11 protein-coding genes are annotated in these 14,203 nt (G+C 61.7%); 1 reads left to right on the top strand and 10 read right to left on the bottom strand.

Annotation, left to right across the window (positions count from 1 at the left end):
- Window positions 1-47: 47 nt before the first annotated feature.
- From KHO22_RS26755 to KHO22_RS26725, 7 genes are all read right to left on the bottom strand, one after another.
- Window positions 48-1,424 (bottom strand): MFS transporter, encoded by a 1,377-nt coding sequence (locus KHO22_RS26755; RefSeq protein WP_211950189.1) that lies wholly within the window; start codon window positions 1,422-1,424, stop codon window positions 48-50.
- Window positions 1,425-1,572: 148 nt separating this feature from the next.
- The gene (locus tag KHO22_RS26750) at window positions 1,573-1,893 is read right to left on the bottom strand and encodes a DoxX family protein (protein ID WP_211950188.1); all 321 of its coding nucleotides are present in this window, start codon (window positions 1,891-1,893) and stop codon (window positions 1,573-1,575) included.
- A gap of 40 nt (window positions 1,894-1,933) precedes the next feature.
- Window positions 1,934-3,379: an amidohydrolase family protein gene (locus KHO22_RS26745; protein ID WP_211950187.1), complete on the bottom strand. Its 1,446-nt coding sequence runs from the start codon at window positions 3,377-3,379 to the stop codon at window positions 1,934-1,936.
- 99 nt (window positions 3,380-3,478) lie between these two features.
- Entirely contained in the window at window positions 3,479-4,987 is a 1,509-nt protein-coding gene (locus tag KHO22_RS26740) for an aldehyde dehydrogenase family protein (RefSeq protein WP_230427038.1), read from the bottom strand.
- Window positions 4,988-5,367: 380 nt separating this feature from the next.
- Entirely contained in the window at window positions 5,368-6,336 is a 969-nt protein-coding gene (locus KHO22_RS26735; protein ID WP_211950186.1) for an NAD-dependent epimerase/dehydratase family protein, read from the bottom strand.
- Window positions 6,337-6,520: 184 nt separating this feature from the next.
- Window positions 6,521-7,315 carry an SDR family NAD(P)-dependent oxidoreductase gene (locus KHO22_RS26730; protein WP_211950185.1) on the bottom strand — a complete coding sequence of 265 codons (795 nt, stop codon included), beginning with the start codon at window positions 7,313-7,315 and terminating at the stop codon, window positions 6,521-6,523.
- A gap of 90 nt (window positions 7,316-7,405) precedes the next feature.
- Window positions 7,406-8,554 (bottom strand): alkene reductase, encoded by a 1,149-nt coding sequence (locus KHO22_RS26725; RefSeq protein ID WP_211950184.1) that lies wholly within the window; start codon window positions 8,552-8,554, stop codon window positions 7,406-7,408.
- Window positions 8,555-8,671: 117 nt separating this feature from the next.
- Here KHO22_RS26725 and KHO22_RS26720 point away from each other — a divergent pair, with 117 nt between their 5' ends.
- On the top strand, window positions 8,672-9,613 hold the full coding sequence (locus KHO22_RS26720) for a LysR family transcriptional regulator (protein ID WP_211950183.1): 942 nt from the start codon (window positions 8,672-8,674) through the stop codon (window positions 9,611-9,613).
- An 85-nt stretch (window positions 9,614-9,698) separates the two neighbouring features.
- Here KHO22_RS26720 and KHO22_RS26715 read toward each other — a convergent pair whose 3' ends face one another.
- From KHO22_RS26715 to KHO22_RS26705, 3 genes are all read right to left on the bottom strand, one after another.
- Window positions 9,699-11,609 (bottom strand): AI-2E family transporter, encoded by a 1,911-nt coding sequence (locus KHO22_RS26715; protein WP_211950182.1) that lies wholly within the window; start codon window positions 11,607-11,609, stop codon window positions 9,699-9,701.
- Between the two features lie 175 nt (window positions 11,610-11,784).
- Window positions 11,785-13,215 (bottom strand): aldehyde dehydrogenase family protein, encoded by a 1,431-nt coding sequence (locus KHO22_RS26710; RefSeq protein ID WP_211950181.1) that lies wholly within the window; start codon window positions 13,213-13,215, stop codon window positions 11,785-11,787.
- Window positions 13,216-13,269: 54 nt separating this feature from the next.
- Window positions 13,270-14,181 carry a LysR family transcriptional regulator gene (locus KHO22_RS26705; RefSeq protein ID WP_211950180.1) on the bottom strand — a complete coding sequence of 304 codons (912 nt, stop codon included), beginning with the start codon at window positions 14,179-14,181 and terminating at the stop codon, window positions 13,270-13,272.
- Window positions 14,182-14,203 lie beyond the last annotated feature (22 nt).

Genomic DNA, 14,203 nt, shown 5'->3' with positions numbered 1-14,203 from the left:
GCGTTCCAGATGCCGACGGCGCGAGGCGCCGCCGACCAAAGACCTGGTCACGCTTCGGATGTCGTCTCATGGCCGGAAGCGCCTTCTCGCGTCGATGGCGGCACTGGCTGTTGCGCATGGCGACGGCGAAAGATCGCGAGGCTATACACGCTGATTGAGGCCACAGCAATCGGCACGGCGACCACCAGGAACATCACCGTGGGATCCCAGTGGGCTGCCAGCATCGCACCGCCCACCATCGAACCCACAATCGAGCCTACTCGACCCATGCCCAAGGTCCACGCCACGCCGGTAGCACGCGAAACGGTGGGATAAAAGCCAGCCGACAGGATGCTTGTGCCAGTCATGGCGCCACCGGTGCCAATGCCCGTGATCAGCAGCGCGACGATGGCAACTGCCGGCACGCCCGCAAGATGACCCAGCGAAGCAAGGCTGATTGCGGCGCACAGGAACGCGGTTGCGACGACGTACTGCGGGTTCATGCGGTCCATCAGGAAGCCCAGCAGGATCGCACCAAGCGCATTGCCGGTCAGGTATAGCGCGGTCATCCGCGACGCCTGGCTGAACGGCACACCGGCTTCCTGAACCAGCATGGTCAACCAGTTACCCAGAAAGTAGACAACCAGCAAAGCCATGAATGCAGTGACCCACAGGAGCAGCGTTCCGCCCCGAAGGCTCGGCTGAAGCAATAGGGAAACCGGAAATCCCTTGGCGGCATCCTCGTCAAGCACGAGTGCCCCTTCTTGCGGAACGGCCGGATCGATGTGTTTGACAATCGTTCGCGCCTCGTCCTCGCGGCCCTTCGCAACCAGGTAACGCACAGATTCGGGCAGCCATCCCCACAGGACCAGGGTGACAAGCATCGGCAACACACCGCCGAGGACCAGCATGGATTGCCAGCCAAACGTGCCGATCATATGCGGTGCAATCAGGCCACCCAGCACGCCACCCGCCGAGATGCCGCAGCCGAGCGGCGCCACCAGCGTCGATCGCAACCGGTCAGGGCAGTACTCCACGGCCAGTGTGTAGGCATTGGGCATCGCACCGCCGAGTCCCAACCCGGTGAGGAAGCGAAGGGCAATCAGGATTTCAAGCGAAGGCGCCCACGCCGATATCAGGCTCAGAAGCCCGAACATGACGACAGTGGTCATCAGCACGGTCCTTCTTCCGAACCGGTCGGCCAAAGGACCGAACAAAAATGAACCCACCGCCAAGCCAAAGAATCCGGCGCCAAACAAAGGGGCGAGTTGCGCCGGCGTTGCTCCAAAGTGGGATTTGAGCGAGGGGCCAATAAATCCGAGAACGACGGTGTCGTAGCCGTCTGTCACCAGGACGAGAAAGCACAGCACCAGTGTGCGGATCTGGAACCGCGACATCGGTCGTTCGTTGATCAATGTTCTGACGTTAATGGGGCGGAAGAGCATCTCAAATTCCTGTCGAAACGGGTGGTCCCGGCAAAAACAACTTAGGAGGTGGGCAGTTTGATCATACAATCGATTGCATTTAATGATCGGGGCTTACCTCCGGCGAGGTTTCGTGGCGAGGATGGTGTCGCCTTGGCGCTTCAGGTCATCAGGCGTGGGGTTGCCGCAGAACGGTCGCCAGAAGGAGGAACAACACAAGGGGATACTGCATTCGCATCCATTCCTTCGATCGGGTGAACGACATCAGGATGCCCAGCGTGACCACGAGCAGTACCGACGCTCCTGCCCACTCTGCACCGGCAATGCAAAGCAGAATCGCTCCACCGAGTTCGACGGCCGAAACGGCCACCCTGAACCAATCCGGGTAGCCCCATTTGGCGAACTCGGCGCGGATGGCATTTGGACCAGCCAGGTTGACGGCCGCCGCCGAAAGGAAGGCGAAGGCGAGAATGAATTTCACGTATGCCATGACGCTGAAAGCTCTGAAATGGTGATATCCGGACAGTGGATTAGGCCGAGGCACGCGCGGAAGGAAGCGGAGGACATCTTTCCAGCCAGTTCACATCCAGCCTGGATGCAAGACCGGCCTTCGCGATGATTTCCGCCGCGAGCTGTTCAACGCTGCGTAGCACCTCCTTGCGGTCCCTGAACTTGGTGAACTCTCCGTCGCGATAGACGATTTCGCCGTTGACCACGACATACTTGGCATCCGTGCCCTTGCCAGCCCCCAGAAATGCGGACAGTGGGCGTTGAAGGGAGCCGACCTGAGGGCCGCGCATGTCGAAGACAGCGATATCGGCCAGCTTTCCCGCCTCGATCGAACCCAATTCGTCTGCGACACCCAGGACGCTCGCACCATTGATGGTTGCCATTTCCAGTGCGCGTTCGAACGGCATGCGTGTCGGGTTCAGATGGCGCTGATGTTGAAACAGCACGCATGCCTTGACCTGCTCGAGCATGTCGTTCGTGTAATCCACCATGGCACCATCCGTGCCAAGCGCCGTCGCCACGCCAGCGCGAAGCGCATTCGCCGCGGGGGCAATGCCGCCCCCGCGCATGGCTTCGCTGGTGGGCGTGTACACGAGGCCGGCCCCCACATGCGCCATGTGTTCGAGATCCAGCTCAGTGCAGTGGATGCCATGGATCAACATCCATTGTTTATCCAGCACACCGAGTTGCATGAGGTATCGCACGTCCGTGCGGCCGGTTTCACGCAAGTGCTTCAGGAACCCTTTCTCCGTGGAGAAAGTCCCTGCCGCGATGTGGCTGCTGATGCGAACGTTCAGCTTTCGCGCCAGTTCCGTGCCGCGGATGACGAGCTCCTCCGTGCTCATGCCGGATGAAGTCCAATGGGCGTTGGCCTCGATGACCATACCCATGCGGATCAGGCCATTCTGCTTGCCGTCCCAGCGACGGATTTCTTCCTCCGCAGCGGCCAGTGACTCGTCCAGCGAAAGCGGATGATCGAGGAAGCGGCTGTTGCGACAGCGCAGTTCCTTGCCAAAGAACTGCCGAATACCGACTTCGGCCTGGGACTCGACGCTCGCCTTCACGATCGCTTCGTCGCTCACCGACACGGAGTGGTTGAATGAAGTCGTCGTGCCGGTGGCAAGCATCTCGATCGCGCATTGGTAGCCACTGAGTCGCATGGCGTCGCCCGACAGATGCCGGACGAGTGGAAAGACCAGGTCGCTGATCCAGTCCTCAAGCAGCAGCCCGTCCGCGATGCCCTTGAACATCGAGTACCACGGATGCTGATGGAGATTGATCAGGCCGGGAATGACCAGACAACCACTGGCATCAATGATCTCGTCAAACTCGCCGGTCGGCGTGTTTTCTTTGGAGTAGACGCCAGTAATGCGCTGGCCTTCGATCGCAACCGCGCCACGCTCGAATACGTCGCGTTCGCCGTTGACGGTAACAACGTACCCGTTCTTTATGAGGATCCTCTTCATTGCTCAATTCCGTGGTGTATTGGGCCAGACACCGGTGTCGAGTTTGTCTCCGCGAACGACACCGGCATTCCTATCGTCAGTCTTCCTCCGGCAGCCGGCCTAGTCCTTGGGCGGCCACGTCGGGATCGGCGTCTTGCCGGACGGAAAGCGGACATTCTTGGAGCGCACGAACTCCTTGAGCGTTTCGGTCGCGTTTTCACGACCAAACCCGCTGCCTTTCACGCCACCGAAGGGCGAGCCGAGAAAAGCCCTGCGCATGTAGTTGTTCACGAAGATCATGCCGGCTTCCAGTCGACGGGCGAGCTTCCAGGCACGGTCCTCGTCTGTCGTGACAATCGCCGCGGTCAGCCCGTAGGCCGTGCCGTTTGCAATCTCGATGGCCTCATCCTCGGTCTTGAAGCGCATCAGGCATGCGACCGGCCCAAAGATTTCTTCCTGAGCCACCGTCATCGTCGGCACGATATCGCCAAGCACGGTGGGCGGAACCCAGTAGCCGTGCTCATACTGCGGATCCGTCGGCAAACTGCCCTGTGTGACAATCCGGGCGCCTTCGCGCAGGGCAATATCGATGTAGCCCATCACGCGGTCGCGCTGCTTGCCGTCGACCATCGGACCGATGTCGGTCTTCGGATCCAGGCCGTTGCCAACCACGAGCTTCTCGGTGGCGCGGGCAAATTTCGCTTCGAACTCCGCGTATCGGGATTCGTGGACCAGAATGCGGGCCGTCGACGTACACGCTTCACCCTGGTTATAGAACATCCCTTCGAGCGCGACATTCAGGGCAACCTCCATGTCCGCGTCTTCCAGAATCAGGAGTGCATTCTTGCCACCAAGCTCCATGGTCGCGTAGGTGATGTTCTCCGCCGCGCTCTGCAGCACGCGGCGACCCGTAGCCGTTGCGCCGGTAAAACTGATGCGCTCGACCTTGGGATGTGACGCCAGGGCGGCCCCGGCCTTGATGCCCGGAACCACGTTGAGTACGCCCGGGGGCAGCACCTGGTTGGCCAGCTCGACCAGTCGCATGACGGTCAACGGTGCCTGCTCACCCGGCTTCACGACGACAGTATTGCCCGCAGCCAGCGCCGGCGCGGACTTCTTTGCAAAGTGAATCGGCGGCCAGTTGAATGGAAGAATGGCCGCAACCACACCATACGGTTCGAAGAGTACGCGTGCCTCGATTGCGCCCTGATCAAGGATCTCGCCATGGAGCGTATCGGCAAGGCCGGCGAAATAGTCAAAACAGGCATGACAATATGAAACGTCGAAGCGAAGTGCGTCGCGCTTCGGCTTGCCGACTTCGCGTGCTTCGAGTTCCGCGAGTTCATCAGCGTGCTCGCGAATCTTGGCCGCGACCTGATGCAACAACTGGGCGCGCTCACGAGGCGAGCGCTGGCGCCAGTCATTCTCGTAGGCATGTCGCGAATCCGCGACCACCCTGCCCACGAGTGACTCGTCCGCGGCCACAACGCGGCCCAGTGGCTTTGCCGTCGCCGCCTCTTCGACCATGAAGAATTCCTGATCATCGCTGACCTCGGCGACCTTGCCTCCGAGAATGGCCCCCCAATACGAGCGATTGAGGTTCGATCTGTCTTGTGTAGCTTGAGCCATGCGATGCTCTCCTTGCAAACGATTGTATCGACATTGAGGATAAAGCAGGGCGATTCAAAGCAGTTCCTACGCTGCGCCGCCGCTGTCAATGCCAATTTAATGCAATCGATTGCAAATGGCAAGGCAAATGCCACCATTGCGCGCCCTCGGCGTATTCGAGTGACGAGGAAGCCTGAAATGCGGCCAGATCGCCTCGAAGCACACTCTGCGAGAACTGCCGTCCCTGACCCTCGCAGTTGGTGCAGGATGCGCAGCGCCACGGAGAGCCGATTCATGGGCAGCAAACCCGCCCTACGTTGCAATCGGCGCATTTCAAGTGATAACTGGCTCTCCCTTCATGGGGCTGACAACTTCGTATGCGTTGCAATGAGTATCAGAACTCACGCGGCGTACGAGCCGAGCTCGATATCGTCCAGGATGTCCCTGCGGAGCGGCGACCAGCCCAGCAGACTTTGTGTTTTTTCCGATGACATGCGCTTGTTCAACGAAAGACTGAGGCCGACCGGGCCGCCAGCGGCGTACATCTCCTCGAGTCGGAAACTTGCCGTGTGATCGCCGGCTCCGATCATTCGGCTGATGGCCGTGGCGAGCTCCCGCTGGCTCACTTCACCGGTCACGCCGTGCAACACCGCACCAGCGGGCGCCCCCTCGACGGCGAGACAATACAGTTCGGCCAGATCATCCACATGAACATATCCCTGCAGCGTGCCACCCGACCCGAGGTGGGGAGCCACGCCTTTGGCGCGGGCCATCCGGATGAGGGCGGGCAAGTCGTAGCTGCCGCCGTTTCCGTAGACGAGGCCCGGCCGCATCACGATGCCGCGGACACCAGAGGCGTTCGCGACTTCCTGCTCCGTCTCGACGCGTGCGCCCATGGCGGCGCCGAACATTTCGATCAGCTCAGGCGGCACATTTGCCGATGGGGGGGCGAAGACCGAGGGCGGTAAAGGCAGGCTCACATCTTCACCGAAGACGTCCCGCGTCGCCTCGCCGCCATTGAAGATGCCAAGGACCGCCGAGCCGCTGGTGAAGACAAGAGTCTTGCCCGATCCCTTTGCAGCGCCGAGCATGGCGCGAATCGCATCCCGATCCTGCGCGAACGTTTCAGCGCTGCCCGCCAGTGAGCCGATGCTTGCCGTACTGACGATCGTGTCGACTCCGCTGGCCGCCCTGATCAGGCTCGCGCTGTCGGTAAAGTCGCCGGCAACAGGGGTGATTCCGGCGAGGCGAAGCCGCCCGGCGGATCCTTCCGATCGTGCGAGGCCGAAGACCTCGTGTCCACGTTTGATGAGCGCCTTGGCGGCGGCGCCACCGATATAGCCGGTCGCTCCGGTCACGAGAATCTTCATTGCGTTTCTCCTTGGCGCGTCGGCGTACGTTCCTGACATTTCATATCCGTATCCAATTGGTCTGAGAGTTAATGCCGCCGTCCGGAGCCGGCGTATCGATGCGTTGAGCCTGCTTCATGCATCCGTCAAGCCGGCGATAACTCGCGCAAGATGATCGAGCGGCTGCGCGAATCTCCGAGTGCATTCAGCCTTGAAGCCCCATTTTTCCAGTGGCCATTGCTGCGAGGCGTACCATGAGCGTTCGCGGAAAAAATCGCGACAGCCAGGTGGCCGCTCGCACGCTTGTCCGCCCCGGATAGGCGACGGCTTTCCTTCGATCGAAGGCCTTGAGTGTTTTATGAACAACTGATTCCGAGCTGTCCATGTCCTTGGGCGACACGTCGGTCGACACGCCGTCAAAGAAGCTCGTTGCCGTTGGCCCCGGGCAAGCTGCGGTCACATGAACGCCCGTGCCAGCGAGCTCATACTGCAGCGCCTCGCTGAAGAAAAGCACGAACGCCTTGGTTGCAGCGTAGGTGGCCATATAAGGGAGTGGCTGAAAGCTTGCGTTGGACGCGAGATTGATGATGCCGCCTCTGCCTCGCTTCGTCATTCCGCGGCCGAGCAGGTGAGTCAGCGCGACCAGCGCATTTACGTTCACCTGGATTTCCGACTGTACCTTCGTGAAATCCTGCGAGAGGAAGCTGCCGGTCAGACCAAGCCCCGCATTGTTGACCAGCAGGTCCACCTGGATGCCACTGCGCTCGAGTTCCTCACCGATCCGGATGGCGGCGTCGGGATTGGCCAGGTCGGCGCTGAGCGGGAGGCACTGCACACCGTACTTGTCGGTCAGTTCTTCCGCCAGGCCGCGCAAAGCGTTACCAGACCGGGCCACCAGCACCAGGTTCATGCCTCGTGCCGCAAGTGTCTCCGCGAAGACCTTCCCTAGTCCTTTTGATGCGCCTGTAATCAGAGCGGTCGAGCCACGATAAACGAACATTTTCTCTTCCTTGTGTCGAGATGAACTTGCATTGGCGCGCGGATGTATTGAACCCGCCCCGCTACTGGTCACGTTGCGGCCGGCGAGCGCTCACGCAAGGGTGACGGCGTCCTCGGCCCGGCCGGAAACATCCGCTCCCGGCAAAGCAGGATGGTCGGTATAGCCTCGCTCGCCGCCGCCGAACAGTGTGCTGGCGTCGAAGGTAGCCAGCGACAAGCCATCGGCAAGGCGACGCGGCAAGTCCGGATTGGCCACAAACGGCCGGCCGAAGGCAACCAGGTCGGCGTAGCCTTTGGTCAGCACCCAATCGGCCCGCGCCTTGTCGTAGTTCCCTGCGACAATGATCGGCCGCTTGAACCGGGCGCGGATGGACTGGCGGAATGCCTCGGTAAATTGCGGAGCATCGTCCCAGTCTGCTTCGACCAGATGCAGATAGGCAACGCCGCGTGCCTGCAGAAACTCGGCAGCATCGAGAATGGTCGGCAGGATGTCTGGACAGGCCATGCCACGCGCGGTCAGGAACGGTGCGAGGCGGATGGCGGTGCGATCGGCTCCGACCTCCTCCGCCACAGCGTTGACAACTTCCTTGAGAAAGCGCAGGCGGTTCTCACGCGAGCCGCCGTATTCGTCGGTGCGGACGTTCGACGTCGTACGCAGGAACTGGTCGATGAGGTAGCCATTGGCGCCGTGGATCTCGACACCGTCGAAGCCCGCATCCATGGCATGGCGAGCGGCCTGGCGGAAATCCGCCACGACGCTGCTGATCTCGTCTCGCGTCAGTGCACGCGGGATCGGACTGGCCACCATGGTGCCGACGCCCGTGGCAGGGTCGACCTTCCAGATCTGGCCTTCGAATGGGACTGCCGAGGGCGCCACCGGCAGTTCGCCATTGTGAAAATCCGGATGGGACATACGGCCCACGTGCCAGAGTTGCAGGAAGATCCTGCCGCCGGCGGCGTGGACCGCATCGGTCACCAGCCGCCATCCGGCGACCTGCTCGGGGCTGTAGATGCCGGGGGTGAAGGAATAGCCTTTGCCTTGGGGCGAGATCTGGGTGGCCTCAGTCACGATCAGCGCGGCGCCGGCACGCTGGGCGTAGTAGCGGGCGTTCATCGCGTTGGGGACGTCACCGGGCTGGGTGCTGCGCGCACGCGTCATGGGCGCCATGACGATGCGGTGGGCAAGCGTGTGGCCGGCGAGAGCGGTCGGCGTGAAAAGTGGCGAGGCGGTTGTCGACATGATTGAGGGTCTCCGGACCTAATGGGCCGATTGCTGATGTGGCACATTGTGCAAAGTCCGCCAGGTTTTGATAATTGGCCTACCATTTGAATCATCTTCAAAAAGAACGGAAATATCGTGGAGAACCTCGGCGACATCCGGCTTTTTGTTGAAGCGGCAAACCTGGGTGGGCTATCGGCTGCGGGACGGAAGCTGGGACTCTCGCCCGCGGCGGCGAGCGCACGTCTTGTCAAGCTGGAGGCGGCCCTGAAGACGCGGCTCTTTGAGCGCACGACGCGCCAGTTGCGACTTACGGAGGAGGGGCGAATCTACCTGCTGCATTGCCAGCAGGCGCTTCAGGCCCTGGAAGATGCCCATGCCGCGCTACAGGCCGGCCGGAGCGTGGTGCGCGGAAAGGTGCGGATTTCGGCGACTTCCGATTTCGGCCGTCACGTCCTCAAGGGCTGGCTTGACGAATTCAACGTGCAGTATCCGGAGGTGACTTTCGCCCTGGTGCTGTCCGATTCGTTGTCGAATCTGTTGCTCGACGACATTGACCTTGCCATCCGGTTTGGCGTGCCCCCGGATAGCTCCCTTGTCGCAAGGCGCCTCGCGTCTAATCGACGCGTGCTTTGTGCGTCGCCGGAGTATGTGGCGACGCACGGTGCGCCCGATCACCCGCGGGATCTGGCGCGCTTCGATTGCATCGTCCTGGGGACCGCAGTTGGGCTTACGAATGACTGGCGGTTTACGCGTGGCGGTGAGATCGAGAGTTATACCTTGCCACTGGCAGGTTCCCGAGAGACAAATGACGGCGCGCTCGCACGTGAGTGGGCAGTAGCGGGTTACGGGATAGCAATGAAATCGATATGGGACATAGGGGCGGATCTGCGCGCGGGAAGACTGAATATTCTGATGCCCGAGTGGCGGTCTCCGGATGTCCCGGTGCATGCCCTGTATCACCGTAGCCGGTACATGGCGCCGCGTGTCCGGGCGCTACTCGACTTCCTGCTGGAGCGCTTTTCTACGGTATCACGTGAACTGGAGGCCTATTTGAACCCGGGGACCGAGGCAGGCTGAAAGTATGGAGGCGGCTGGACCGATCGCGCAGTTCCTGCACTCGGGATGCCGGTCTCGGTCGAGGGCGAACGATTGAGCGGGCGCATCAATTCATTCCGTCCGGGGTAGCGCCGACACCGGGCCCCTTAAGCAGATAGATGCAACTCTCCATGGCTTCGCCAAACGAGTGCACCGTAATATCGGCTTCAGGTACGTCAGGGGGGCCTTTCTCGTGCGGCTCGAAGGGATTCGACGAGCACAGCACAAGAACCTTTGCATACGGAAGGCGCCGGCGAATTCCCGCGATCGCAGCGGCCAGCGACTGGTCTGATATCAAGTTGACCAGACAAACCGCCGCGACCGACTCGGGCCTGCTCTCGCGCACCGGAGGTTCTGCCTGCAGATCCTCGAGCGAGAGATGACGCCCGTCGAGATGCTGTGCGCGCAGGACACGCACCAGGACTTCCGCCGCCAGTTCATCAATGGGCGAGCCCGCGCCAATGCCTAGTACGATCGTACCCGCAGGCACATCCAGGGGCCCCTGCCATCTCCCCATCTGCCGTTCCCGCTGCGCTCGCAACCGCCGCGCGACCGTGCCGCCCTCCAGCACCGAGATTCGGGGATTGGGCTGCCACCAGCTTCGTTTGCCTTCGAGGTTGGCCAGCACTGAAGCGATTGCGCTATTCACCTTGTGTTGTTCGGTGCGGGTGATTTCCCTCTGCGCGAAATCGGCATGGGCCAAGTGGAAGGCCGGCATCAGGACTGTGTCACAGTAGGCGCTGAGTGGCTTGTTCCGAAGAAATCGCCTCGCGCTGGCCAGGATCTCCTGAGCGTCGCCCGAGAGTGCACGCTGATAGAAATTCTCCGCCAGGGTAAGGGCGCGGACTTCTCCCAACAGGATCTCGAGAAAGCTGAGTGGCTGGATATAACGTCCCGCCACGACCAGACACAGAGTCAATGGCGTCGAGAGGACCAATCCGACCGGGCCCCAGATCCAACTCCAAAAGATGGCTGCAATCACCACGGATAGCGGCGACATTCCCGTGGCGTGACCATAGAGTTGAGGTTCAAGCAATTGGGAAACAAGGAGCTCGATGGCAAAAAACAGGGCGAGCGTGACGAGCGCCAGCGTCCAGCCCGGTGTGATGGCCGTGGCCAGCAATACCGCGAAGAAGGCTGCGATCCAGATCCCGACATAAGGCACAAAGCGGAGCAGTCCGGCCATCGCACCCCACAACGGCGCCTGGGGCAGGCCGGTGATGGCAAGCCCCACGCAGATCATTACGCCTACGGCGATGTTCACAAGCAACTGTGAAACGAAGAAGCGCGATATGCGTTCGCCTGCGTCGTTGACGAATGCCGTCGTCGCACGCAGATTGCCGCTGCCTACCAGCCGGATGAACCGGTCCCGCAGCGCCTCATGTTCGAGCAACACGAAGATCAGCACGACGAACACCACGCCGGCCGTCCCAAGCGGGCGTGCTATTGAATCGACGATTCGCGTGAGCAGTTCTATCGGGCGGGGTTCGGGTTGATGGACCTCGACCGGAACAGGCCGGGTGACGCTTACCGCCTCGGACTCTGACAAACCTTTCGCGGGAGTCTTACCTTGTTGTTGTTCGTTCGTGAGCTTGCCGAATACCCGGCTTGCCTGACCCGTGATTGCGCTCAGCTTGCCCAGGGTCATCTCGTCAAGCGTCCCGAGCTTGCCGCGAATGGTGTCTTCATACTGCGGCAAGCTGCTCCCCAGGCGAATGAGCTGCGTGCCGATGACCAGGCCGCTGATGGATAAACCCAGTGCGAGTACCAGTGCCGAGAGGGCAACAGAGCTTACCTGGTCAAGGCCGATGCGGCGGAGTCCGCGAACGAGTGGTTGAATGAAGATGCTGAGGATGAAGGCTAACGTAACCGGAATCAGCACTTCGCGAGCGAAGTACAGAATTGCCAGGACGATTGCCGTACCAACGATCTTGTTCAGCTGGCTGGCGCTCGCTTGATCTGTCGCGATTTTGGGCATTCGCTAGTTCCTGTCGGTGTTCGCAGTCGCACCGCGGATTCTGACACACCGCGCGCGAATTGAACTCGTCAGGCATCCTGACGGGCCCGCGTCGCCCGCCGGGGTCGGCGCCGGCACCTGCGCCTCCCGCCTTCCGGTAACCGGCGCGGGCACCCTCACCGGGCGCCCGCGTACTCTAGCCGGCTATGTACGCGGTCTTCACGGTCGTATAGAACTCGGCTGCATAGCTGCCTTGCTCTCGCGCGCCCAGGCTGGAAGCCTTGCGGCCGCCGAACGGCACATGATAATCAACCCCGGCCGTAGGCACATTTACCATCACCATGCCAGCCTGGGCGTGCCGCTTGAAGTGTTGCACATACTTGAGTGAGGTCGAGCAGATACCCGCAGCCAGGCCGAATTCTGTGTCGTTGGAGAGCGCAAGCGCATGCTCGTAGTCCCGGGCCGGGATCACGGTGGCGACCGGGCCGAAGATTTCCTCGCGGCAGATGCGCATCTCGTTGCTGCAGTCGACAAAGACAGCCGGTGTCAGATAGTAGCCCGGCGCCTTGCGCGACACCTGGTCACCGCCGCACAACAAACGAGCGCCTTCCTCCTGTCCGATGGCGACATAGCGCAGGTCCTGCGCTAGTTGCTCGGCGCTTGCCACCGGCCCGATGTCGGTGCCGGCTTCGAGCGCATGGCCGATCCTCAGACCTGCGGTGCGTTGCTGCAACTTGCTGACAAAGGCCGCATAGACGCCCTCTTCCACGATCAGCCGGCTGGACGCCGTGCAGCGCTGCCCGGTGGAAAAGAACGCGCTCTGCACGGCGCAGTCCACGGCGATATCGATGTCGGCGTCATTGAGCACCACCATGGGATTCTTGCCACCCATTTCGAGCTGCACCTTGGCCATTCGCTGCGCGGCCGCCTGAGCGACGCGACGGCCGGTGGCAACCGAGCCGGTGAAGGAGATGGCGTCGACACGCCGGTCGTCGAGCAGCACCCGGCCCACCTCGGCACCCCGCCCCATGACCAGGTTGAATGTGCCTGGCGGCAGGCCGGCGCGGCTGATGATCTCCGCCAGGGCCCAGGCACAGCCGGGCACGATCTCGGCCGGCTTGAACACCACGGCGTTGCCGAACGCCAGTGCCGGCGCGATCTTCCAGGCGGGGATTGCCATCGGAAAGTTCCAGGGCGCGATGATCCCCACCACCCCCACGGGCTCGCGCGTGACCTCGATTTCCACGCCCGGCCGCACCGAGGCCAGCTTGTCGCCGCGCAGTCGCAGCGCTTCCCCCGCAAAGTACTTGAAGATATTGCCCGCGCGCGTGACCTCGCCAATACCTTCGGGCAGGGTCTTGCCTTCCTCGCTTGAGAGCAGCCGGCCGAGATCCTCGCGCCGGGCGAGGATCTCGCTGCCGATTCTGTCGAGCGCATCGGCGCGCTGTTGCGGCGTGCTGCGCGCCCATTCAGGCGCGGCGGCGTGGGCAGCAGTGATGGCTTCAGTCGCCTGCGCCGCGCTCGCCTGCGCATAGTGGCCGATCGCGTCGTTGGTGTCTGACGGATTGATGCTGATCGCGGCCTCGGTGCTGTCGTGCCATTGGCCGGCAATATAGTGGTTCTTCACAGATAGGTTTCCTTTATTTGGATCTTGATGATGTCCAGGAAGCGGGTCGATGGGTCAGGTTGTCAGGGACAGCTCGACTTGCTTGAGCCGGTGGACCAGACCCCTTACGAACTCCGTCGTGACGCTGGACAGCACTCGCTGGCATGGCGTAATGATGCCGACGGTCAGCGCGTTGACGTTCGGTTCGTCGAATGGCCGCCAGACCACCTCGCCGCGCGCAATTTCATCGGCAAAGGCCAGCTTGGAGAAAAAGGAGATGCCGCGCCCGGAGGCAACCAGGCGTTTGAGCAGGATCGTTGAATTGCAGATGACGCTGGGCGTCACCAGGTCCCAGAATTCGGCAAAGCGGGGAGACACCACCCCCTGCAGCGGAGAAGGTCCCTCCAGACGCAGGAAGGCGTGATCACGGCAGTCGGCAAAGCTGAGCCGTTCCTTTTTGGCCAGCGGGTGCGAAAAGGCCATCACCACGCCTGGCGGCAGCGCCACCTGCCCGGCGACCTCCAGGCCGGCAGGCAGCTTCGACATGAAGGTCACGCCAACGTCGTAATCCCCGCCAAGGACCTTGGGTGCGACCTCGGAAGGCGTGACCGCCGCGATCGAATAGGTTACCGCGGGATACAACTCCGAGAATTCCTCGACCGCGGCAGGCAGGAAGTCCACGAACAATGAATCCATGGCGACTACAGTCACATGGCCCTTGCGCTCGTCCTTCAGTTCATCGAGCTCGCTGCGCATCAGATGATAGTCGTTGAGCGTCGCGCGGATATGTTGCAGCATGCGCTCGCCCGCGGCGTTCAGCCGAATGCCATTCGGCAGCCGGTCGAACAGGTCAGTGCCCATCTCGGCTTCCAGCTTCAGGATCTGCCGGTTGACGGCACTGGAAGCCACATAGAGATTCTGGGCCGCCTTGCGGATCGAGCCGCAGCGGGCAACCTCGACAAAATACTTGAGGATGCTGGCATGCATGACAATGGCTCCGCCGGGACCT

The sequence above is a fragment of the Cupriavidus yeoncheonensis genome (assembly GCF_905397275.1).
Classification (GTDB): domain Bacteria; phylum Pseudomonadota; class Gammaproteobacteria; order Burkholderiales; family Burkholderiaceae; genus Cupriavidus; species Cupriavidus yeoncheonensis.
This window is presented reverse-complemented; position numbering and strand designations above follow the sequence as displayed.

Coding starts and splice junctions, on each gene's coding strand:
- KHO22_RS26725 (WP_211950184.1), bottom strand. CDS start 8,554: ATGTCGACAACCGCCTCGCCACTTTTCACGCCGACCGCTCTCGCCGGC.
- KHO22_RS26735 (WP_211950186.1), bottom strand. CDS start 6,336: ATGAAGATTCTCGTGACCGGAGCGACCGGCTATATCGGTGGCGCCGCC.
- KHO22_RS26705 (WP_211950180.1), bottom strand. CDS start 14,181: ATGCATGCCAGCATCCTCAAGTATTTTGTCGAGGTTGCCCGCTGCGGC.
- KHO22_RS26750 (WP_211950188.1), bottom strand. CDS start 1,893: ATGGCATACGTGAAATTCATTCTCGCCTTCGCCTTCCTTTCGGCGGCG.
- KHO22_RS26715 (WP_211950182.1), bottom strand. CDS start 11,609: ATGCCCAAAATCGCGACAGATCAAGCGAGCGCCAGCCAGCTGAACAAG.
- KHO22_RS26745 (WP_211950187.1), bottom strand. CDS start 3,379: ATGAAGAGGATCCTCATAAAGAACGGGTACGTTGTTACCGTCAACGGC.
- KHO22_RS26730 (WP_211950185.1), bottom strand. CDS start 7,315: ATGTTCGTTTATCGTGGCTCGACCGCTCTGATTACAGGCGCATCAAAA.
- KHO22_RS26740 (WP_230427038.1), bottom strand. CDS start 4,987: ATGGCTCAAGCTACACAAGACAGATCGAACCTCAATCGCTCGTATTGG.
- KHO22_RS26755 (WP_211950189.1), bottom strand. CDS start 1,424: ATGCTCTTCCGCCCCATTAACGTCAGAACATTGATCAACGAACGACCG.